This is a genomic window from Ligilactobacillus murinus DSM 20452 = NBRC 14221 (assembly GCF_001591685.1).
GTDB classification, from domain to species: Bacteria; Bacillota; Bacilli; order Lactobacillales; family Lactobacillaceae; genus Ligilactobacillus; species Ligilactobacillus murinus.
Map to the genome: position 1 here is coordinate 1 of NZ_BCVJ01000036.1, position 20440 is coordinate 20440.

19 protein-coding genes and 1 pseudogene are annotated in these 20440 nt (G+C 40.7%); 14 read left to right on the forward strand and 6 right to left on the reverse strand.

Annotated features, from left to right (window positions below):
* Together LMU01S_RS10570 and LMU01S_RS10815 are read left to right on the forward strand one after the other, a co-directional pair.
* Window positions 1-238: DUF5976 family putative bacteriocin (locus LMU01S_RS10570; RefSeq protein ID WP_369690079.1), on the forward strand; the 238-nt coding region annotated here is incomplete at its 5' end.
* A gap of 686 nt (window positions 239-924) precedes the next feature.
* Window positions 925-1185, forward strand: coding sequence for a winged helix-turn-helix transcriptional regulator (locus LMU01S_RS10815; protein ID WP_225354619.1), 261 nt, complete (start codon window positions 925-927; stop codon window positions 1183-1185).
* 174 nt (window positions 1186-1359) lie between these two features.
* Here the strand turns inward: LMU01S_RS10815 and LMU01S_RS07220 are convergent, their stop codons facing one another.
* Window positions 1360-2046 (reverse strand): GntR family transcriptional regulator, encoded by a 687-nt coding sequence (locus LMU01S_RS07220; protein ID WP_056958175.1) that lies wholly within the window; start codon window positions 2044-2046, stop codon window positions 1360-1362.
* A gap of 123 nt (window positions 2047-2169) precedes the next feature.
* On the opposite strand from LMU01S_RS07220, the gene LMU01S_RS07225 reads away from it, so the two are divergent.
* From LMU01S_RS07225 to LMU01S_RS07235, 3 genes are all read left to right on the forward strand, one after another.
* On the forward strand, window positions 2170-3591 hold the full coding sequence (locus LMU01S_RS07225) for a glycoside hydrolase family 1 protein (protein WP_056958177.1): 1422 nt from the start codon (window positions 2170-2172) through the stop codon (window positions 3589-3591).
* 87 nt (window positions 3592-3678) lie between these two features.
* Complete coding sequence (locus tag LMU01S_RS07230) at window positions 3679-4155, forward strand: methylated-DNA--[protein]-cysteine S-methyltransferase (protein WP_056958208.1); 477 nt, start codon at window positions 3679-3681, stop codon at window positions 4153-4155.
* Between the two features lie 73 nt (window positions 4156-4228).
* On the forward strand, window positions 4229-4786 hold the full coding sequence (locus LMU01S_RS07235) for a TMEM175 family protein (protein WP_056958210.1): 558 nt from the start codon (window positions 4229-4231) through the stop codon (window positions 4784-4786).
* 249 nt (window positions 4787-5035) lie between these two features.
* On the opposite strand, the pseudogene LMU01S_RS07240 reads toward LMU01S_RS07235, so the two are convergent.
* Window positions 5036-5323 (reverse strand): annotated as a pseudogene (locus LMU01S_RS07240) (amino acid permease); the annotation flags it as partial.
* Between the two features lie 101 nt (window positions 5324-5424).
* Between LMU01S_RS07240 and mmuM the strand changes: the two are divergent.
* Window positions 5425-6351 carry a homocysteine S-methyltransferase gene (gene mmuM, locus LMU01S_RS07245; RefSeq protein WP_056958181.1) on the forward strand — a complete coding sequence of 309 codons (927 nt, stop codon included), beginning with the start codon at window positions 5425-5427 and terminating at the stop codon, window positions 6349-6351.
* A 134-nt stretch (window positions 6352-6485) separates the two neighbouring features.
* Here the strand turns inward: mmuM and LMU01S_RS07250 are convergent, their stop codons facing one another.
* Window positions 6486-7649 (reverse strand): MFS transporter, encoded by a 1164-nt coding sequence (locus LMU01S_RS07250; protein ID WP_056958182.1) that lies wholly within the window; start codon window positions 7647-7649, stop codon window positions 6486-6488.
* A gap of 74 nt (window positions 7650-7723) precedes the next feature.
* Window positions 7724-9061, reverse strand: coding sequence for an aspartate aminotransferase family protein (locus LMU01S_RS07255; RefSeq protein ID WP_056958184.1), 1338 nt, complete (start codon window positions 9059-9061; stop codon window positions 7724-7726).
* 267 nt (window positions 9062-9328) lie between these two features.
* On the opposite strand from LMU01S_RS07255, the gene LMU01S_RS07260 reads away from it, so the two are divergent.
* The 4 genes from LMU01S_RS07260 (at window position 9329) to LMU01S_RS07275 (ending at window position 12813) form a co-directional block, all read left to right on the forward strand.
* Window positions 9329-10252, forward strand: coding sequence for an amidohydrolase family protein (locus tag LMU01S_RS07260; RefSeq protein WP_056958186.1), 924 nt, complete (start codon window positions 9329-9331; stop codon window positions 10250-10252).
* Entirely contained in the window at window positions 10249-10932 is a 684-nt protein-coding gene (locus LMU01S_RS07265; RefSeq protein WP_056958187.1) for a putative quinol monooxygenase, read from the forward strand. Before LMU01S_RS07260 ends, LMU01S_RS07265 begins: the two co-directional genes overlap by 4 nt.
* A 189-nt stretch (window positions 10933-11121) precedes the next feature.
* Window positions 11122-11745 (forward strand): GNAT family N-acetyltransferase, encoded by a 624-nt coding sequence (locus LMU01S_RS07270; RefSeq protein ID WP_056958189.1) that lies wholly within the window; start codon window positions 11122-11124, stop codon window positions 11743-11745.
* A gap of 75 nt (window positions 11746-11820) precedes the next feature.
* Complete coding sequence (locus LMU01S_RS07275; protein ID WP_056958191.1) at window positions 11821-12813, forward strand: oxidoreductase; 993 nt, start codon at window positions 11821-11823, stop codon at window positions 12811-12813.
* 45 nt (window positions 12814-12858) lie between these two features.
* On the opposite strand, the gene LMU01S_RS07280 is transcribed toward LMU01S_RS07275, so the two are convergent.
* The gene (locus tag LMU01S_RS07280; RefSeq protein WP_056958193.1) at window positions 12859-14313 is read right to left on the reverse strand and encodes an APC family permease; all 1455 of its coding nucleotides are present in this window, start codon (window positions 14311-14313) and stop codon (window positions 12859-12861) included.
* Window positions 14314-14514: 201 nt separating this feature from the next.
* Between LMU01S_RS07280 and LMU01S_RS07285 the strand changes: the two genes are divergently transcribed.
* Window positions 14515-16629, forward strand: a complete 2115-nt coding sequence (locus LMU01S_RS07285; protein ID WP_056958195.1) for a putative ornithine decarboxylase — start codon at window positions 14515-14517, stop codon at window positions 16627-16629.
* 67 nt (window positions 16630-16696) lie between these two features.
* Here the strand turns inward: LMU01S_RS07285 and LMU01S_RS07290 are convergent, their stop codons facing one another.
* Window positions 16697-17191 (reverse strand): GNAT family N-acetyltransferase, encoded by a 495-nt coding sequence (locus LMU01S_RS07290; protein WP_056958197.1) that lies wholly within the window; start codon window positions 17189-17191, stop codon window positions 16697-16699.
* A 313-nt stretch (window positions 17192-17504) separates the two neighbouring features.
* On the opposite strand from LMU01S_RS07290, the gene LMU01S_RS07295 reads away from it, so the two are divergent.
* The 3 genes from LMU01S_RS07295 (at window position 17505) to LMU01S_RS07305 (ending at window position 20366) form a co-directional block, all read left to right on the forward strand.
* Window positions 17505-18437, forward strand: coding sequence for a PLP-dependent cysteine synthase family protein (locus LMU01S_RS07295; RefSeq protein WP_056958199.1), 933 nt, complete (start codon window positions 17505-17507; stop codon window positions 18435-18437).
* Window positions 18438-19577, forward strand: coding sequence for a trans-sulfuration enzyme family protein (locus LMU01S_RS07300; RefSeq protein ID WP_056958202.1), 1140 nt, complete (start codon window positions 18438-18440; stop codon window positions 19575-19577).
* 174 nt (window positions 19578-19751) lie between these two features.
* Window positions 19752-20366, forward strand: coding sequence for a matrixin family metalloprotease (locus LMU01S_RS07305; protein ID WP_305775236.1), 615 nt, complete (start codon window positions 19752-19754; stop codon window positions 20364-20366).
* Window positions 20367-20440 lie beyond the last annotated feature (74 nt).

Genomic DNA, 20440 nt, shown 5'->3' on the forward strand with positions numbered 1-20440 from the left:
TTCTACATTTTATATAGCAGGCATTAAAGGTAAGAAACGCTATGTGATCTTTCCCTTATTAGAGGCCGAAGGTGTTCCATTTGGTATTTGGCTTGTCAGTGGCCGTGAGGTTAGTTTCCTACACTTTGTGACAACGCCTAAGATGTTGCTTTTTGTTGCGCTTTGTCTAACATTTGCTGCTCCTTTGCTCTATTTTTTAGACAATGTTATGGGGATCACTAGAAAGATGCACGGATAATTATGCTAGTACAAGGAATGTGGCTATTCTTAGTAAAGAGTAAACATTTTTTAGAGAAGCTTTGTGAGAATGGCTCAAGCTGTTTTTACAGAGCTTCTTATATTTTTTCCAAGATATGTTTGCAGATCGTTGTATGACCGAATATGAATAGAAATGTGCGAGATTTGAATATTTAAGTGCTGCATTTTATATGAGTGTTACCATAGAGGCGTAGAAGGAACTTCAAGTGACAAGATAGGAGTGATCTACTATGAGAAAATTATGGAAATGGTGGCCAGCTGGAGAGAGTAAATATGATATATTAATATACTTTGTAGTATTTCCATTTGTGTCCTGGTTTAGTAGTGATCATGATGTTAGTTTACTGCATTTTATGGTAATGTATCAGCTTTTGTTTTTTGTCGTATTCTGTTTATGGTGTTCCGTTTCGCTATTTTTTAGACACTATCATGGAAAGAAATAAAATGATGCACAGGTAATTAGGCTAGTTCAAGTAAATGGGTAAGCTAATATGGATATTTTCACAACACTTCCCGCAGAAATGTGGGGAGTATTTTTTAGGCTATTTTTTATAGACATTAACTGATATTTACTCATTATGAGTAAGGATAGGACTAATAAGCTCATTTATACAGAAGACAAAATTAAGAATTTGGACTGTAGATTTTGCAGAAAGTATTGAAGGAATCGATGAAAATGAAAAGCAAGTTCTAAAAGCTTTATCAAAGATAGATGGTTCTCTTTCAAAAAAAGAACTTCAGGCTGAAACAGGTCTTTCAAGACATTATGCAACAAAGTCTTTAGAAAAATTAATTACCGCAGATTATGTTTTAGAGGAAGGGGCAGGAAGAAGCACACGATATCGACTAAATAGAACTTTGGAACAAAAAGTTGCTACGATCAAACAAAGGGCAGCCGATTTAAGAATCACGAAAGAGATAAATTAATCTGCAGAAAAAATGGCTAATCTGCAGAAATACTTCAATGGAATCTTGATAATATGGGATTTGTTTAGAATTTTAATCTGCAGAAAAAATAGCTAATCTGTAGAAATGTTGTTGTCTATGTAATTATGATCAACCAAAAGAACCAGCACATTTGTGGTAGCCACAATGTGCTGGTCAATTTGATTGGGCAAAGAATTTAGCTTGGCAATAGGTCCGTGAATAATCAAAGATCTGTCCATCGTTTAGATAATAGATATCTTCGAGTCTTAAAGCTGGACTGTTAGGTGGTAGCTCAAGTGCTTTAGCTTGTTTTTCATCTAACAATACGCTATCAAAGTATTTATCAGAAAAGCCGATCTTTAGTCCTTGTTGGCGAAGGTAACTAAAGATCGAAGTACTGGCGACGCTTTTGGGAAGCTCACCTACTAGCGCTACAACATAAAAAGATTCCTCCAGACAAAACGGAGCGCCATCCAATATTTGCAGACGCAAGATCCGATAGACCGAGTCTTTAGAAGTCACTTTGAGATTTTGTGCGACGTCAGGTGGTGCTAAGATTTTCTCAAATGCTAAGACTTGATGTTTGATATGTTCATGGAAATTACCAAAAAAACCAGCCGTATTTTGGAACAGTGGAGTATACGCTTCACGTTGGCGCCGTCTAACAAAGATCCCACTGCCTTGAACTTGATAAACGACATGAGAATTTTCAAGATTTTTGAGCGCTTGCATCATCGTATTTTTACTCGTCCCATAAAGCTCCATCAAAGTTGTTAGATTGGGAAGCTTTGCGCCATGTGGCAGGTCGTGTTCTTCGATATAATTTTTTAGTTTAGCAGCGATCGCTTGATGTTTTAACATAGTCTCACCTACTTTGCTTTTAGTATAGCACAATGAAAACGCTTGACAAAATGTTTGGGAACAATTTAATATATAAGTGTACCCGAACAATTAATACATAACCTAAGAAAGGGGCTTATGCAAATGATCCACCAAACATTGAAACCGTTCCCTAACGATTTCTTGTGGGGTGCTTCAACTTCGGCCTACCAAGTTGAGGGTGCTAGTTTAGAAGATGGCAAAGGACCATCTTTTCAAGATACTAAAAAATTACCACCAGGGACCGCTGATCTAACGGTCTCAGTCGATCATTATCATCGTTATAAAGAAGATATTGCCTTGATGGCTGAGATGGGTTTTAAAGCATATCGTTTCTCGATCTCATGGTCACGGGTCTTACCAGACGGGATCGGAAAAGTTAATCCTAAGGGAATCGAATTTTATAATAATTTGATCAATGAATGTTTGAAATATGGTATCGAACCGATCATCACGATGTTTCATTTCGACATGCCGGCAGCTTTGGAAGAAAAAGGCTCTTGGAGCAATGCTAGCTCTTCTGAATGGTTTAAGGAATTTGCCCGAGTTCTCTTTGAAAATTACGGTGATCGGGTCAAATATTGGCTGACGATCAATGAGCAAAATATGATGACTCTCGTAGGAACACTGATCGGTACCTTGCGTGTGCCAGAAGCAACAACGAACTTGACTAAAGAGATCTATCAACAAAATCACCATCAATTGGTCGCTCAAGCAAAAGCGATGCAACTATGTCATGAGATGTTGCCAAAAGCAAAGATCGGTCCGGCTCCAAATATCGCATTGGCTTACCCTAACAGTAACCGCCCAGAAGATATCATCGCTGAACAAAATGCCAATGCGATCCGTAATTGGTTGTATTTAGATATGGCTGTTTATGGGCGCTACAATAACTTGGTTTGGGCGTATTTAGAAGCTAAAGATGCGACCCCAACTTTTGCACCTGGGGATGCTGAAGTTTTAAAAGCAGCCAAACCTGATTTTATCGCTTTCAATTACTATACGTCGTTTACCGTCGAAGCAAGTGATGGTAGTGAACAGATCGCTGATAAATTTGCTGATCAACAATCCGCAATGTCTGAACCAGGATATTACCGCAGTGTACAAAATCAAAATTTGAAAAAGACCGAGTTTGGTTGGGAGATCGATCCAGTTGGCTTTAGAGCGACCATGCGTGCTTTATATGATCGCTACCAACTTCCATTATTGGTCACGGAAAATGGGATCGGGGCTTATGATGAATTAACTGCCGATGGAAAAGTCCATGACCCATATCGGATCGTTTACTTGCGCGAACACATTGCTCAGATCAAAGAAGCGATCTCAGATGGAGTTGAGATGTTAGGCTATAATCCATGGTCGGCGATCGACTTGATCTCAACGCATGAAGGGATCAAGAAACGCTATGGTTTCATCTATGTCGATCGAGACGAATTTGATCTCAAAACTTTAAAGCGTTACCGTAAAGATTCCTTTTATTGGTATAAAAAAGTGATCGCAACTAATGGTGAGGATCTAAGTGACTAGCACTAGATAAGAGTATGAGTTACAGGGGCATATAGATTTATGCCACAGTCACGGTCTATATTAAAGAAAAAGCAAGCAGGTGAAGGTATGTATTTTAAGCAGAGCTTTTCTACGCCACTAGGAGAATTGCTGTTAGTTGGGACCGAAACTGAACTTGTGGGATCTTGGTTTACTGATCAAAAATATTTTGCGCCTGAGCTTTCACTCGAAAAAATCGCAACTATCGAGACACCAGCATTAAAACAAGCTAGCGCATGGCTAACAGAGTATTTTAATGGTCAGCTCCCGACCACAGAGCTTACTTTAGCCCCCAAAGTTACGCCGTTTAGGCAACGGGTATTAAACCAACTACGAGCGATTCCTTATGGAACTACGGTGACCTACCAAGAGCTAGCAAACAAATTAGCTTCACACCCAAGAGCTGTTGGTGGGGCTGTAGCACATAATCCCTTAAGTATTTTTATCCCGTGTCACCGCGTCTTGGCAAGTGATGGCAGTTTGCATGGCTATGCTGGTGGCCTTGATCGCAAACAGGCACTACTAGAACTTGAGCAGATCTTATAAAAAATATTGCCAAATCATTTAAGAGAGTTTAAAATAATAAAAAATATCTAGGAGGCAATATAAAATTATGGAGATGTCAAAAGAACGTCTGACTGCTTTTACTGATGCAGTATTAGCGATCATTATGACGATCTTAGTTTTAGAGTTGAACAAGCCCGAAACGATGACTTGGGCTGCTGTTTGGGAGTTACGTGAGAGTTTCTTTGCCTATACTGTCTCTTTTTTCTGGTTAGGAACGATGTGGGTCAATATGCACCGAGCTTGGCATAATATTGAAAAGATCAACAATGAGTTGGTTTGGAATGCTTTGATCCTACTATTCTTCTCCTCATTTTTCCCATATACGACGAGTTTAGTAGCTGACAATTTTAATAGCCCAGTTGCCCAAACGATGTATGGAATCGTAGTCTTATTAGTGACGGCCTGCAATATTTGGATGTATGTGGAGTTAAAACGTCTAAATAAAGGGGTGTCAGTGGAAGATGGTTTTAGTATTTTAGATGGTCGGGGAATGATCGATGTAGTGCTTAAGATTTTGGGCTTGATCTTGACTTTGACGGTTTTTCCGTCAGCGATGATGTGGGCAGTTTTGATCACTGCGATCTTTATTGTCTTGCCACGTTCGATCTAGCTGGTAAATAAGTTGGTGGTAACACCAGCTTATTTTTGTTGTAAGTACAAAAAGTACGTTTGAGTAAAAATAGTGTTAAAATGCCGATAATGCTAGTTTGAAAATAAATTTAAAGGAAATAAGATGACCTTTAGTAGGATCAATTGGTCGCTCAAGCTAAAGCAATGCAACGATGGCATGAGATGTTGCTAAAAGTAAAGATCGGTCCGACTTCAAATAGTGTGTTGGCTTACCCTAATATTGGTACAAAAAAGTGATCGCGACTAAAAAGCCAGTTGCAGGCTCTAAGTAGCGTTTGGCATAGACATGAAAAGCACCGGTATAGGGCATCGCAACACTTAATTCCCCCAAGCAAAGCATAACTGAAAAGACTAAAAGTGCTCCGATCAGATAAGCAATGATCGTCCCGATCGGACCTGCTTCATGGATGGTGTAACCTGAGCTCAAAAAAAGACCAGTTCCAATAACACCGCCTAGTGATATCATTTGGATATGTCGTGCTTGCATTTTACGGTTCAAGTGTGTTTTATATTCCATAAAGATCGTCCCCCTAAATAATAGGCTTACATTTGAAGATAAAAGTGATAAAATGTTGAGTACAATTATAACAGAATTTAATTTTAGAAGGGAGCTTTTTAATGACAGAAAAAATTTTTAATAACTTACATGTTTTAGATGGGGCTATGTCGACCGAATTAGAGAAACGGGGAGTCGCTACTAATAATAAACTTTGGACGGCTAAAGCTTTGATCGATGATATCGAAGCAATCTATGAAGTCCATAGTGCCTATTTAAAGGCTGGTGCTCAAATGATCTTGACTAATACTTATCAAGCTAATGTCTATGCTTTTGAACGCTTGGGTTATTCACGTAAACAAGCTGAGACCTTGATAGCGATCGGTATTTTAGTAGCTAAAAAAGCTCGCGATGATTACGCGCTTAAAACGGGGAAACATGCGGTGGTTGCCGCTACGATCGGACCGTACGGGGCTTATTTGGCTGATGGAAGCGAATATAAGGGCGATTATTTGCTGAATACAGCGCAGTATCTGGATTTTCATGTTTCGCGTTTACAAACGATCTTAAAACAAGATCCCGATTGTCTTGCATTAGAAACGCAGCCCAAGCTTTCTGAACCGTTAGCTATTTTGGAGTGGTTGAAACAAAAGCAAAGTACATTGCCAGTCTATGTTTCCTTTACTTTACAAGATGAAAAGACCTTAAGTGATGGGACAAAGTTGCAAGAGGCAGTCAAAAAAGTTGCTAGTTACCCACAAGTTTTTGCAGTGGGAGTCAATTGTGTCGCTCCTGACTTAGTCGAAAAGGCGATCAAGACGATCAGACAGGTGACAACTAAAAAAATCATTGTTTATCCTAACCTAGGATCGGTCTATGATCCAACAACTAAGACTTGGCAAAAATCAGATAACGCCTTGCCTTTTACCCAGTTGGTCGCTAAGTGGCATACAGCTGGTGCCGATATTATCGGAGGCTGTTGTACAACGACTACTGAGCAGATCAAACAGATCGCAGCTTATTTCAAGGACGAGCAAAAAAATAAGTAGAAAAGATCACCTAAAAAGTGTGACATAAGAGCTTTTTGTATCAGAGATATTAATAAAGGCATCTTCAGAATTCCAATATTTGGAATTTGAAGATGCCTTTTACTTATATTGCAGTTGCTTTTTGGCCTACTGCTTTAATTTGTCTTTAGCAGATCGCGATAAAGGATAAAAGTCAAGCCAGTAGCTAAGAGCCCATACAAAGCTCCGATATAACCTACATTTGCTAATGAAGTAAATTCAACTGTTTGCGCTGCTGTAAGTGAACCTAGTGAAATCCCTAGGTTAGCAAAGATCGAATTAAGTGATGATGCTAGATCAAGGGATTGCGGATATTTTTTCTCAGCAATGTCTAAAAACATGAGCTGAGTTGAAGCACCATAGCTGGCAAAGCAAACGCAAAGTAAAGCAATAGTCGCTGCTCCTAGCCAAGGAAGCTTAATGGCAGAGCCTAAAAGTAACATCAACAGTGTCATCGTGATATAGACGTAACGTAGTGGTTTTAATCCACCATTATCGGCTAAATAGCCCCCAAACTTATTTCCAATGATAAAGAAGATCCCCATGCCAAACAATAACCAGTTGAGCCAAGTGTTATTGAAGTGCATCTCATTAGTGAAAAGCGGGCGGATATAGGTATAGATCGTATAGTCAGCAGCACATACAGCTACGACAAAGGTGACACCTAGGAGTACTTGCTTTTCTTTGAGGAGCGCAAATTGATGTTTGAGTGTTCCTTTGAACTGTGGTGTATCTTTAGGAACTAGCCCAAACAGTAGACATAAGACGATAAATGTGATCGCACTGATCATCCAAAAGCTATCGTGCCAAGAAAAGGTCGTGCTGATCAAAGTTCCAAGGGGGATCCCGATGATCGAGGCTAAGCTAAAGCCAGCAAAGACCCACGAAACTAGGCTAGCACGTTTGTGGCGGGGGGCAATGTAGTTTGCCATGACCAAAACGATCGAAATGATCGCTCCAGCTACACTAGCTGTCAAGATCCGCGATAATAAAAGCGAAGTAAAATCAGTGGCTAAAGCAGTCCAAGTATTACCGATAAAGAAGATCAAGATCAGTGCTAGTAAAACACGATGTCGTAAAAAATGATTGCCAAATGATGTTACAAGCGGGGTGCTCAACGCATAGACAAGTGCAAAAATGGTAACTAATAGCCCAAGTTGAGACAGTCCCGTACCAAATTCACTCGAAATGTCTGGCAAGACCCCGACGATGATATACTCATTACATCCGAGCATAAAAGCGATAAAAACAAATAAACATGCCTGTAAGCGATATTTCATGATAATTGTGGTCCTTTCGATTAAAATTACATTTATCATTTTAAACCACTAAGGCAACTTTTGGATATTAATTTTTACCACCCTAGTTCTGAGGCATTTTTAGGAAGGCGTAATTTTTGCGCTGCTTCTTCGCTAAAGACTTGGTCTAAGAGCGTAAAGGCGCGGTTTAATTGTGCTGTGGTGATCACAAGCGGGGGTTGGAAGCGTAAGATATTGCCTCGTAAACTGATCATGATCACACCCAGTTCAAAGGCGCGATGGATGATCTTGGTCGCAATTGCAGTGGACGGCTTTTTAGTCTTAGGATCAACGATATCGATCCCACCATTGAGACCATACATCCTGACATCACCGATAAAATCATATTTTGCTTGAGCTTGTTGGAAAAAGGTCTGTGCTACTCGCCCTAATTTTGTCGAGCGATGTAAAAGGTCTTCTTTTTCGATGACTTCAATAGTGGCTAGAGCAGCTGCGGCAGTGAGTGGATTTCCTGCGGTAGTAAAGACATGAGCTGGGGCTTTTAATGATTCCATGATCTCAGCTCGGCCGATCACGGCACTTAGTGGAAGACCAGATGCTAGTGATTTACCGACACTCATAAGATCGGGTTCAAGTCCAAATTGTTGGATCGACCACCATTTGCCAGTTCGGCCCATTCCCTGGTTGACTTCATCGACGGCAAATAAGATCTTGTGTTCATGGGCAAATTCATAGACTTTTTGGAGATATTTTGTGGGGGCTTTGATGATCCCACCATCACCTTGGATCGGTTCGATCAAGATGCAAGCTACTTCATCGGGAGGAAGATAGGTCTCAAAGGGGAGCTTAAAGGCTTCAAACATACGGTTTACAAATTGCTCTGTTGTTTCATGCGGAGCTTTTTGCCAGGGGTCAGGGTATGGGACTTTGATGATCCCAGGAAGTAGAGGTCCGATTTTTCGGGTCATATTCAAACTGACACCTGAAGCAGTAAGCGAGCCATAGGTCGAACCGTGGTAAGCTCCAGTAAAAGTCACGATGTATTGTCGCCCAGTGTAGGCGCGCGCAAATTTAATGATCGCATCATTGGCATCTGAGCCCGAATTTCCCCAGGCTAATTTGACAGGACCTGTCATCGGTGCGAGCTTGGTCAAGCGTGCACTCAATTTAGCAGCGATCGGATTAGCAAAATAGGCTGGTGTGTATTGGATCAACTTTTGAGCCTGTTGGGTGATCGCTTGGACCACGGTCGGATGACAGTGCCCAGTATTGGTCGATGAGGCAGAGGCTAAGAGATCGATATATTCTTTGCCATCAGCATCAGTCAGGAGGGCGCCGTTTCCTTGTGCGATCACGAGATCAAAGTATTTGATCCGTGATTGTGAAGCTAAACTGCGGGCTTCTTGGTGAAGTAATTCATCATTTTTTGCCATAGTAGCACCTCATTTCTGTTTTTTCTTAAAAAAAGATTACATGTATTATAAACCTATTAACTCAAGATTTAAAGTATATTTTTTAAGTGATTTAGGGAAATTAAGGTTGCTAGAACTTAAAATTGAAAATAACTTGTGTGATATATAAGTGCCGTTTTGTTAAAGATTTTGTTATAATAAAGCAGAAAGGCTCGAATAGTAAAATTAAGAATTAGCCGTGATTTTTACAGAAAAAATTTAGAATATTAATCAAAAGGAGTGATCGGAGTGTCAAAGTCGGCAATTGATGTTTTTGCCCATGTCTTGCCTCCTAAATTTTATCAGCAATTATTACAGTTAGCGCCAGAATTGCCCCAAAAATATCCTTTTATCAAAATGCCAGCCTTAAGTGATCTTACTATCCGCCAAGCGCATTTTGATGGGCGAGTAAAGCAAGTTATTTCAAATGTGAATTTGAATCCTGAAGACTATACGGATCCCACTTTGGCGGCAAAGTTGTGCCAAAGTGGAAATGAAGAATTGATCGAGCTAGTTAAACGCTATCCAGCAATGTTTGTTGGGGCAGTTGCGATGGTCCCTTTGAACAATTTAGAGGCCACAGCTGAGATCTTAGAGCAGGTAAAAAAAGAGCCCAAATTATTAGGGATCCAATTATTTACCCGGGCATTAGGAAAAAGCATCGCAGATCCAGCATTTTATCCGGTGTTTGAAAAAGCGGCTGCTTTAGCGATCCCGATCTGGCTACATCCAGTCTTTGACGAGCGTAAGCCAGATAATAATATCGTGTTTAGTTGGGAATATGAGTTGACGCAAGCCATGTTACAATTACTCCAAAGCGATATTTTTATCAAGTATCCGCAATTAAAGATCATTGTGCACCATGCTGGGGGAATGGTCCCGTATATTGCAGAGCGGATCGAGCATATTTTACCAGCTGAGCAGGCAAAAGACTTTAAGAAGTTTTATGTAGACACTGCACTGTTAGGAAATCATAAGGCTTTAGAATTGGCAGTGGCATACTATGGAAGTGACCATGTTTTATTTGGAACGGATGCTCCATTAGGGATCGCGCCAGTGGGGCCAACAAAAGAGATCACAGCTGCTTTACAACAGGCAAATTTGACGTCTAAAGAGCGCGAGCAGATCATGTATTTAAACTTTGAAAAATTAATGGCAGGTGATGTGAAGTGACCAAATTGGAATATCCGCCTTTATTTAGATTATATGAACTTGAGATCAAACCAGAAAAAAAAGCGGAGTTTGTGGCTTTAGGACAGAGAAATTTAAGTTTATCGATCAAAACTGAGCCACAGACCCTAGCGATGCATGCGACTCATAGCGATGAAAAGGGGCTAGAGAATCTGATTTTTGAGCTCTACCAAGACACTGCGGCACAAAAACGGCATCAAGCTTCACCGCAATTTCAAAAGTACGCGACTTTTGCTAAAAATGCGATCGTCAATCGTAAAGTGGTCGATCTGATACCAGAATTATTGTTAGAAAAATTTGATTTTTTAGGTAAAGGTACTCCGGATAAGATAACGGTAAAATTGGCAAAGTTACAATTAGAAAAAGCAAGTGTCGCGGCCTTTAAAGCGGCGGTCTTTAGTGAGATGCACCAAGCGATCGTGCTTGAACCAGGAGTTTTAGCGATGTATGCGGCCACGATCCAAAATAAGCCAGATGAATGGATATTTTTAGAATTCTATCAAGATAAACAAGCTTATGCCAAACATCGTAAGACCCCACATTTTAAAGAATATATCAAAAAAACTACCGACCTAGTTGCTAAAAAAGAGCTATTAGATCTAACAGCTGATACTTTAGTCAGTCAGGGGAATTTGAGCTATGAACGTGGAGCTTTTGCTTGAGCAGTCTAAATCCTGATCTATTGCTGATCGCCTTGATCGCATTTGGGGCCACAGCACTCAATTCAACTAACTATATCAGATATCTGATCAAAAGAAGCTAGAAAAGAGAGGCGTTATTTGCGTCTCTCTTTTGTTTTGGGCTCAAATACGCTAAAATTTAGGTGTATTTCAATAAAGTGAGTGTGAAAAATGGAAATTGATTTAAGGCTGATGCAAGCAAGTGATTATGATGAGATCTTGAAAATGGTGATCACAACTTGGGACTATCGCTCTTGGGTCCCTAAAGACCTAGTTTGGCCGATGGCAGAATATTTTTTGAGTGATCTTTTGCAAAAATCAGATCATATCGTTGTGGTAACAGTCGATGGGAAAACTGCAGGGATCTGTGCCGGCGATGTTTTAGACTATACGAAGATCCAACGTTTTTGTTTGCGAAAAAAGACAGCGGCTTTAGAGGCGATCTTAAAGCAGACCGAACCTGATTCGATCTTTGAAAAATATATTCAAACGATGGCATTAGATCAAGAACTACTCCTTCAAAGTAACCGTGAATTTGAGGGGAGTCTCAATTTGTTATTGGTCAATGGAAAATATCGTGGCCTAGGTTTAGGGAAAAAGTTATATAACAATTTTTGTGAGTATTTACAAAAAAATAGTGTCAGATCATTTTATTTATATACCGATGATTCCTCAGATTATGGATTCTATGAACATAATGGATTGGAAAAATTAGTTGAGAAGCGTTTTTACTGGGATGAAGGCAACGAAGAGACGGTTGAGACCTACTATCTCTATGGTAGAAATTTTAGCTGAGTAAAATCTTTACAAATTTAGCTTTTATCGTTAAACTTAGGTGGATAATAATTCACAAAAGAGGGTGTAAAGCTTATGTCGATGCTGTTTTCAGCAGCTAAAGTAGCGTCATTAGATCTAAAGAATCGAATAGTGATGTCGCCCATGCGGACGTATAGTGTCCAAAAAGGGGATGGAGTCTTAAATCCATTGCATTTTGCTCATTATGGAGCACGTGCGGTCGAGCAAGTTGGGTTAGTTATCCTTGAGATGACCGCTGTTGAACCTGGGGGGCGCACGACTGAGCATGATTTAGGTTTGTGGAACGATGAACAGGCAAAAGAATTAAAACGTCTGGTCGATTTTTTACATAGTCTAGGTACAAAAGTTGGGATCGAACTCGGACATGCGGGACGTAAAGCTAAAGCCGAACTAGTACCAGTCGCACCGAGTCTGGTTGAGGCCTACAGTGATGAGTACAATGAGCCAAGTGCTTTGAGTAAGTCTGAGATCAAACACATCCAAAGCGCTTTTGTAATGGCAGCTAAGCGGGCTAAGAAAGCTGGAGTTGATCTGATCGAGCTTCAGGGAGCTGAGGGCTTTTTGATCGATGAATTCTTTTCGCCACTTCTCAATCGACGTGATGATGAGTATGGTGGTGAGCTTGCAGGGCGTTATCGCTTCGTACAAGAGATCATCACTCAGATCAGAGACTTTTATGCAGGGCCATTGTGGGTCCGCTTGTCGTTAGATGATTACGCTAAAGAAGATGAGCAAAACAAGTTGACTGAATGGCAAACTATTGGTCGGTGGCTAGAACGTGATGGGATCGATTGTTTGAGTATCACGACTGGTGGCCTATTTGATAAAAAGCCAGACCACATTTATGAAGGTTGGCAAGTTCCTTATGCAACGGCAATGAAAAAAGCCGTCGCTTTACCGATCGCAGTTACGGGGATGTTACTTGATTCAAAGCTGTGTGAGTATATTTTAGAAACAAAACAAGCTGATCTGATCTTAGAAGCTCATGTATTTGATACAAATGCACGTTGGGTCGTTGAAGCTAAAAAAGAACTATATGAAAAATAAATATAGCGGGCTAAAGATCTACAGCTGATCTCTAGCCCGCTATGTTTATTTTTGTTTACGTTTGATCTCTAATTTACGTAAGAATGGTAAGATAACGCCCATTCCAAAGATCAAAAAGACAAAGAAGAAATTCATCATCAATTCATGAGTGAATTGTTTTGTTCCAAAATGTGCATTTTGTGGAATGAATCCCATTGTCGCACAGACAAATGTGAATAAGAAACACCAGAAACCAACGAGCAAAGCGCCGGTACGGTTTTTGATGAAGATATAGTCTGAACTAAATTTATCCTGTTGCCATCTAACTGCGATGAACGCAACAAAGACTAAACAGGTCTTATACGGGGAGACGATCCCGTTTAAGTTAAGCAACCAGTTATAAATGGAGTTGATATCAGGTAAAGTCCCACTCAAAAGTAAAAGTACTAAGGCGATCCCAGCTGTTAGAGTATAACTATGGACGGGACGCCCGTTTTTGTTGGTCTTTGTGAGCCAAGTTGGCATATATTTTTGGTTGACATCGCCAGCAAAGACGCGGCTGGCAGCGTCGATCAAGACAGCGAGTTGAGCCAACATGAAAAATGATTGGACAACGGCAAAGACATACATCAAACTATTGCCCCAGCCAAGTTGTTGACTTAAAAGTTTAAAAGCGTAATAAGGTCCGTTCATCTTGAAGTCGTTAGGAATGTTATTGGCATCAAAGAAAACGGCCAAAGCTAGCGTCCCAAAAATCGTTAATGCTCCAGTCATCAAGGCAAGCAACCACATGGAACGTGGAAAATCACGTTTAGGATCTTTCATACGACTGATGTAAGGTGCTGCAAGTTCAGCCCCTGACATAGCAAAGATCAATAAACCAGTCGTTGAAAAATAATGTAGACTGAAATTAGGTTTGAAGGCTGACCAATCAAAAGGTTGTGTTGCAATATGTGCTCCATGTGTTAAAGCATAACCTGTCATTAAAACAAAGAGCATCGACATGATAAACATTGCGCCCCCACCGATCAAGGATAGGATCTCTAAGGCGTTTTTGAAAATATTTTCCAAAAGAATGAAAGCTAAAATGATAACAAATGTCAGTAAGCCAAAAGTAAATGTGGACATGTGACTGCTCAAAGTAGCGTCGCCCAAGATGATCCAACTGAAGGATACGATGATCGAGTTAGAGACATCAACTAAGTATGGGATAGTTTGGACCCAATACATCCAAGAAGTAGCGTAGCCAAAGAGATCACTACCAGTTCCACGTCTGATCCACGAAGCAAGTCCACCTGCTTGTTGGTCGAAGGTCAAACCTAATTGGCTGACGATCAATTCGTAGGGAATGACATAGACAAATAACATGAAGATCCAAGAGACAACTACCGATAGCCCTTGATTTTGAAAAGGATAAAAGATATTTTCAAAACTGATGATCGTAACAAAATCAAGTAAAGTCAAGACGAGCCAAGGGGTATATTTCTTTTGGTCGAGTGAGTTTTGGTTTAAAGTATTCAATTTTATCTCCTTTATTAATGCAAAATCTGAGTTTATTTTGCATTAACACCAGGATGCTTGTTTGAATGCACACGAATTCCTCCTTTATGAAAGTAATTACTTTTTTCATTTTAAAGAATTCGTTATGAAATTACTACCATAAATTTGTTTTTTCTTATGAAAAAATATAGAATTATTTTGAAAAAGTGAGTAGGTGAAAAAATGAAGAAATATCTAAAAATAGCTACCCCGGCTAAACTGCAGGCAGACATAGCTAAGAAATGGCCAACGGTAGAACTGACCCCTGAGCTTTCAGGAGCTAAATTAGCAGCGCTAGTGATCGAAGCTGGTGATCTTAAGCAACGTGCGCTCGCGGAATCGATCTGTCAGCGTTCTGGCTTAAAACTCCCGCTAATTGAGGTCACGGCAGAAAATATTGCCATTGATATGAAACGGATACTTGAGTTAGCCACGGCTTATGAAAAAGAAAATGTACCCGCATTTTTGTTAGATCTGATCAATTTTGCCGATGAAAGGGCAGTCAGCTTTACAACGCCAGGACACCATAATGGAAATTTTTACACACGTCATCCAGCAGGGGAAGTCTTTAAAAACTTTTTTGGCGATAATTTTTTATACGCCGACGTTAGTGATACGATCCCTGAGCTGGGCGATACCTTGACCCATGGGGGAACCCCGTTGACAGCTGAAAAGCAAGCTGCTAAAGCTTTTAACGCCGATAAAGTATATTTTTGTACAAATGGGACTACCAGCTCAAATACGATCTGTGCGACCGCAGCTTTGACCGAGGGCGATCTAGTACTCTTTGATCGTAATAACCATAAATCACTCTACAACAGTGCCCTTGTGATGACAGGTGCTAAACCGGTCTATTTAAAGACTGATCGAGATCCTTTAGGCTTGATCGGACCTTTAGTAGGAAAGGATCTAGATGAAAAAAATATCCGCCAACAGATCGCAATGGTCGATCCAAAAAAAGCTAAAGCTAAACGACCTTTTAGACTAGCGGTCTTACAGCTAGAAACATATGATGGAGTCTTTTATGATGCCCACTATCTCATTAAAAAAATCGGGCCATTGTGTGATTATATTTTATTTGATTGTGCTTGGGGAGGCTATGAACGATTTGTCGAGCTGATGCGCCAATTATCGCCATTGAGTCTAGAATATGGCTCAGATGATCCTGGGATCTTAGTGACCCAATCGGTGCATAAACAGCAAGCTGGAGTAGCCCAAACTTCTCAGATCTTGAAAAAAGATGCACATCTGAAGGGGCAAAAACGTTATATCGATCATAAGCACTTCAATAATGCCTATCTCAAATATGTTACCACGAGTTACTCTTATCCGATCTATGCGTCTTTAGCGGTCAATGCAGCGATGGCAGCTAGTCAAGCTAACCGTGCGTGGTGGGAAGAAACACTGGTCAAAGGGATCGAATTTAGAAAGAAGCTATTGCGTCAAAGTAAGCTGTTTAAACCGTTTGTTCCCACCAAAATAAACGGTATTTCCTGGGGAAATATCCCGACTGAAAAGCTAGCGACTGACCTAAGCTTATGGCAACTTGATCCTAAAGATACGTGGCATGGATTTAACAAGGTTGCTTTAGGTGAAGCGATCATCAGTCCTTTGAAATTAACGATCACTTCTCCTGGAGTCGATCTAAAGACAGGAAAATACACTGAAACTGGGATCGTGAGCCCCTTAGTCGGCGAATTTTTAATAGAAAAAAGGATCATCCCAGGCAAAGCTGATCTCTATTCAACACTTTTTTTCTTGACCCCTGGTGAAGATGAGCTTAGTTTACAGACATTGCTGACAGCTCTATTAGAATTTGAGCAGCTCTATTTGACAGATGCCCCGTTAAAAAAAGCCCTCCCCCGTTTTTATCGGCAAAATAAAGAGCGGTATGCTGGCTATACTTTAAGACAGTTATGCCAGGAAATGCATGAATATTTTAAGGAACAACAGATCTATCATCTACAACAAGCATTATTTGTCAAGCCCAAGCTTCAAGCCTATAGTTGTTTACCACGCACAGCTGATCTTGCCTTTATGCGTGGGCAAGGCAAGTTGGTCCCACTAGATAAGATCGAAGGTAAAGTCGCGCTTGAAGGCGCCTTACCGTACCCGCCTGGTGTCTTTATCGTGGCACCGGGTGAAAGATGGCAAGCCTTAGATGTTGAATACTTCAAGGTACTGCTTGGGGCCATGGAAAAATTCCCGGGTTTTGAACCAGAGATCCAAGGTATCTATCTTGAGCGAGATGAAAAGGGACATCTAAGTGCATCAGGCTATGCTTTAGATGATATTTAGATAGTAAAAAAGCGCCTTTAAAGTGGAATAGCCCCCCTAAGTTAGCTTCTTTTGTCCAACTTGGGGGCTATTTCACTTTACGAGCACTTTTTTGATAGGCGAGACGTGGTGTGTTGTCATCAGTCAAGATGATCCCACAATAAGTAAAACCATTTTTTTCGAGTAGATGTTGCATACGTTTATTATTTTGATGGGTGTCGATTCGAATGTTTGGTTCGAGCTGTTCACAAAAAGCTAGAGCCTTACTAAAGGTGCCTTTGATTTTACCGTTCCCAGCAATGCGATGGATCGTACCATAAGGCTGGTCATTGAGCCAAGCACCATCGATCTGCTGATATGTTGGATCTTCACCTAAGATAAAAGCAAAGACACCCCCGATGTTTCCGGCTTCTTCAATGACATAGAGGTGTTTAGCGGTAATATCAGCTTTTAAGAGATCCAAGGGCGGATGACTTTTTCCCCATTGGGTAGGATTGTTGTCTTTTGCCATTTGAGTACGGGCAAAAGTATAGATCGCATTGATCGCGGGGAGATCAGCGGTAGTGGCTAAGCGAATAGTCAAACTTATTTCCTCCTTGTTAAAATATTTAGCTTAATTTTAGCAAAGAAAATTTTTTTTGCAAGAGGGATTGCATTTACGAAAAGTAAGTGTTATTGTATTGATAACGATTTGAAAAGAGGAATTACGATGGAGACTTTAGTTATCAACAATATGGCTCATACATGTTGTCCTTCTTCGCGCCAGCTAGCGAAGAAGGTCCATTTGAGTTGAGTTTTTTAACGTAACTAGGGGGACTTCTTCAACGTAAGAGGGCGCAGACTTTTTAAAGTTTGCGCCCTTTTTTCTACTCAGATCGCAGAAAGAAGGGAAGAATATGATATATCAGGATGTATCACAGCTGATCGGCCAAACACCGTTGATGAAACTTGCAGTCGAAACGCCAAACCATGTATCGATCTATGCCAAGTTAGAGATGTTTAATCCAGGTGGCAGTATCAAAGATCGATTAGGGGAGTATCTCATGGATGATGCCCAGAAAAAAGGCTTGTTGACAGCAGAAACGACCATCATTGAACCCACCGCGGGCAATACGGGGATCGGTCTAGCTTTAGCAGCTCAAAAACGGGGCCTAAAAACGATTTTAGTCGTGCCCGAAAAATTTAGCCAAGAAAAGCAGATCTTGATGCGTGCGCTAGGTGCAAAAATAGTACATACGCCAAGTGGATCAGGGATCAAAGGTGCGATCGCTAAAGCCAAGAAATTAGCTACTCAGATCCCGGATAGCTACTTACCGCTACAATTTGAAAATCTAGCTAATCCAGCTGCTTATGCAACTAGTTTGGCTCCAGAGATCGTTACCGAATTTACAAAAAACAAGTTGAGTTTGGCTGCTTTTGTAGCCGGTGCCGGCAGTGGGGGGACGTTTGCTGGAATTACGCAAGTGTTAAAGCAAAAATTTCCTGGGTTAACAGCAGCAGTAGTTGAACCAGAAGGCTCGATCTTAAATGGTGGCGCTTCTCACAGTCATTTGACTGAAGGAATCGGAGTTGAATTTATTCCGCCATTTTTTGCTAAAACTAAGCCAGATATGGTTTATACGATAAGTGATCGAGAGGCTTTTGAACAAGTCAAGCAACTGGCGCTGACAAATGGTTTATTCGTTGGAAGTTCGAGTGGCGCTGCTTTGGCGGCTAGTCTGAAATTAGCAAAAGAGCTCCCTCAAAACAGTAATATCGTCACGATTTTTCCCGATAGTTCAGAACGTTATTTAAGTAAACACATTTATCGATTCGAGGAGGAGATTTAAATGAAATTTGATTCAAAGTTGATCCATGGTGGTATCAGTAGTGATAAGACAACAGGTGCGGTGAGTGTACCGATCTATCAAGTCTCGACCTATAAGCAAACAGAACTGGGAGGAACACCAGCTTATGAATATTCTCGAACTGGTAATCCAACGCGCCATGCACTGGAACAGCTGATCGCAGAGTTAGAAAATGGTACGCGTGGTTTAGCTTTTGCTTCGGGATCGGCAGCGATCCATGCTGTTTTTAATTTATTTTCTAAGGGAGATCATGTCGTCGTAGGAAATGATGTATATGGCGGAACTTTTCGGTTGTTGAATACAGTCTTAAATCGTCTTGGCTTGGAATTTACAGCCGTCGATACCCGTGATTTAAAGGCAGTCAAACAAGCGATCCAGCCAAATACTAAGGCGCTCTATTTAGAAACACCGACTAATCCTTTGTTACATGTCTCTGATCTGAGTTTATTAGCTGACTTGGCCCATGCTAACGAGTTATTGGTGATCGTGGATAATACCTTTGCGACTCCATATTTACAACGGCCATTAGATCTAGGCGCTGATATCGTGGTCCATAGTGCTTCAAAATATCTCGGAGGTCATAGTGACCTTGTGGCAGGCTTAGCAGTCACTAAGAGTCAAGACCTCGGGGACAAATTAGCTTACTTACAAAATGCGATCGGGGCTATTTTAGGGCCACAAGATAGTTGGTTATTATCGCGGGGGATCAAGACATTAGCGGTCCGGATGCGCGCGCATAACGAAAACACTAGAGCTATCTTTGAATTTTTGCAAAAGCACAAAAAAGTTGCTAAGATCTATTATCCTGGTGATCCAAGTGCGCCAGAGTATGAACTTGCCAAAAGACAAATGCGTGATTTTGGGGGGATGATCTCATTTGAATTGGTAGCTGGAGCTGATGTAAAAGCCTTTATCGAATCCTTGCAGTTGATCACGCTAGCAGAGAGCTTAGGTTCAGTAGAAAGTTTGATCGAAGTACCTGCGATCATGACACATGGTGCGATCCCGCGTGAGATCCGGCTAAAAGATGGGATCAGCGATGAATTGATCCGCCTATCAGTGGGGATCGAAGCAAAAGAAGATCTGCTCCAAGATCTAAAGCAAGCTTTAAAACGGGCCTAGGTAAATTTAAAGAATTCTTTAAAAGTTTTAAGTTAAAAGTTGTGTACAATTAGTAAGTACAGGGAGCAAAAAATAATTGCGAGGTGACGCAAAATCAGATTTTTACGTTTCATTTGGAATCTATTTTTGACCCTTTTTATCACTGCTAGCTTAAGTTTAGGCTTGTTGTGGTTTATGACTAGTCCTTACGCGCTCCCAGTTGTGCGTGAGATACAGACTTTGGTAACTAAGATCATTCCAGTTCAAGGAAAGCTACCGAATGTCAAAACTGAAAGCATATCCCAAGGTGATCCAACGGCGCAAAGTTATTCTGAAGATACCAATGCGCAGGCGTCAAATGGCGCCCGTTGGAGTAAAAACACAGCGACTGTTTATCTTGAAGCAAGTGATGAACGCTTCCGAACCGCCTATTTAAGGGCAATCGAAAATTGGAACCAAACTGGGGCTTTTAACTTTGATTTGACTGATGATAAAAAACGAGCCCAGATCATTTTAAAACAACAAAATGATGCCAATACCAGTGCAGCTGGGGTGACGCATACCATGATAAATCAATTGACGAATCGTCTGACTAGTGCAGATGTTTATCTCAATTCCTATTATTTACTGAATGCGCAGTATGGTTATTCCCAATTACGGATAACTAATACGGCAGAACATGAATTAGGGCATGCGATCGGTTTGGCGCATGATGATGAAAATGTCTCAGTGATGCAATCGGCCGGATCATATTATTCGATCCAACCAAAAGATATCGAAGCTGTAAAAGCACTCTATCAAGAAGGCTAGAGTTATTAGGAGAGGTCTGCTATAGTTGAGAAGTAGCAATGAGGAGTGAGGTAACTGTTAATAAAAATGTAGAA

Bases quoted from the DNA above. Each gene is read 5' to 3' on its own strand.
- LMU01S_RS07220 (WP_056958175.1), bottom strand. From the start codon at position 2,046: ATGTTAAAACATCAAGCGATCGCTGCTAAACTAAAAAATTATATCGAA.
- LMU01S_RS07225 (WP_056958177.1), top strand. From the start codon at position 2,170: ATGATCCACCAAACATTGAAACCGTTCCCTAACGATTTCTTGTGGGGT.
- LMU01S_RS07230 (WP_056958208.1), top strand. From the start codon at position 3,679: ATGTATTTTAAGCAGAGCTTTTCTACGCCACTAGGAGAATTGCTGTTA.
- LMU01S_RS07235 (WP_056958210.1), top strand. From the start codon at position 4,229: ATGTCAAAAGAACGTCTGACTGCTTTTACTGATGCAGTATTAGCGATC.
- mmuM (WP_056958181.1), top strand. From the start codon at position 5,425: ATGACAGAAAAAATTTTTAATAACTTACATGTTTTAGATGGGGCTATG.
- LMU01S_RS07250 (WP_056958182.1), bottom strand. From the start codon at position 7,649: ATGAAATATCGCTTACAGGCATGTTTATTTGTTTTTATCGCTTTTATG.
- LMU01S_RS07255 (WP_056958184.1), bottom strand. From the start codon at position 9,061: ATGGCAAAAAATGATGAATTACTTCACCAAGAAGCCCGCAGTTTAGCT.
- LMU01S_RS07270 (WP_056958189.1), top strand. From the start codon at position 11,122: ATGGAAATTGATTTAAGGCTGATGCAAGCAAGTGATTATGATGAGATC.
- LMU01S_RS07275 (WP_056958191.1), top strand. From the start codon at position 11,821: ATGTCGATGCTGTTTTCAGCAGCTAAAGTAGCGTCATTAGATCTAAAG.
- LMU01S_RS07285 (WP_056958195.1), top strand. From the start codon at position 14,515: ATGAAGAAATATCTAAAAATAGCTACCCCGGCTAAACTGCAGGCAGAC.
- LMU01S_RS07295 (WP_056958199.1), top strand. From the start codon at position 17,505: ATGATATATCAGGATGTATCACAGCTGATCGGCCAAACACCGTTGATG.
- LMU01S_RS07300 (WP_056958202.1), top strand. From the start codon at position 18,438: ATGAAATTTGATTCAAAGTTGATCCATGGTGGTATCAGTAGTGATAAG.
- LMU01S_RS07305 (WP_305775236.1), top strand. From the start codon at position 19,752: ATGACTAGTCCTTACGCGCTCCCAGTTGTGCGTGAGATACAGACTTTG.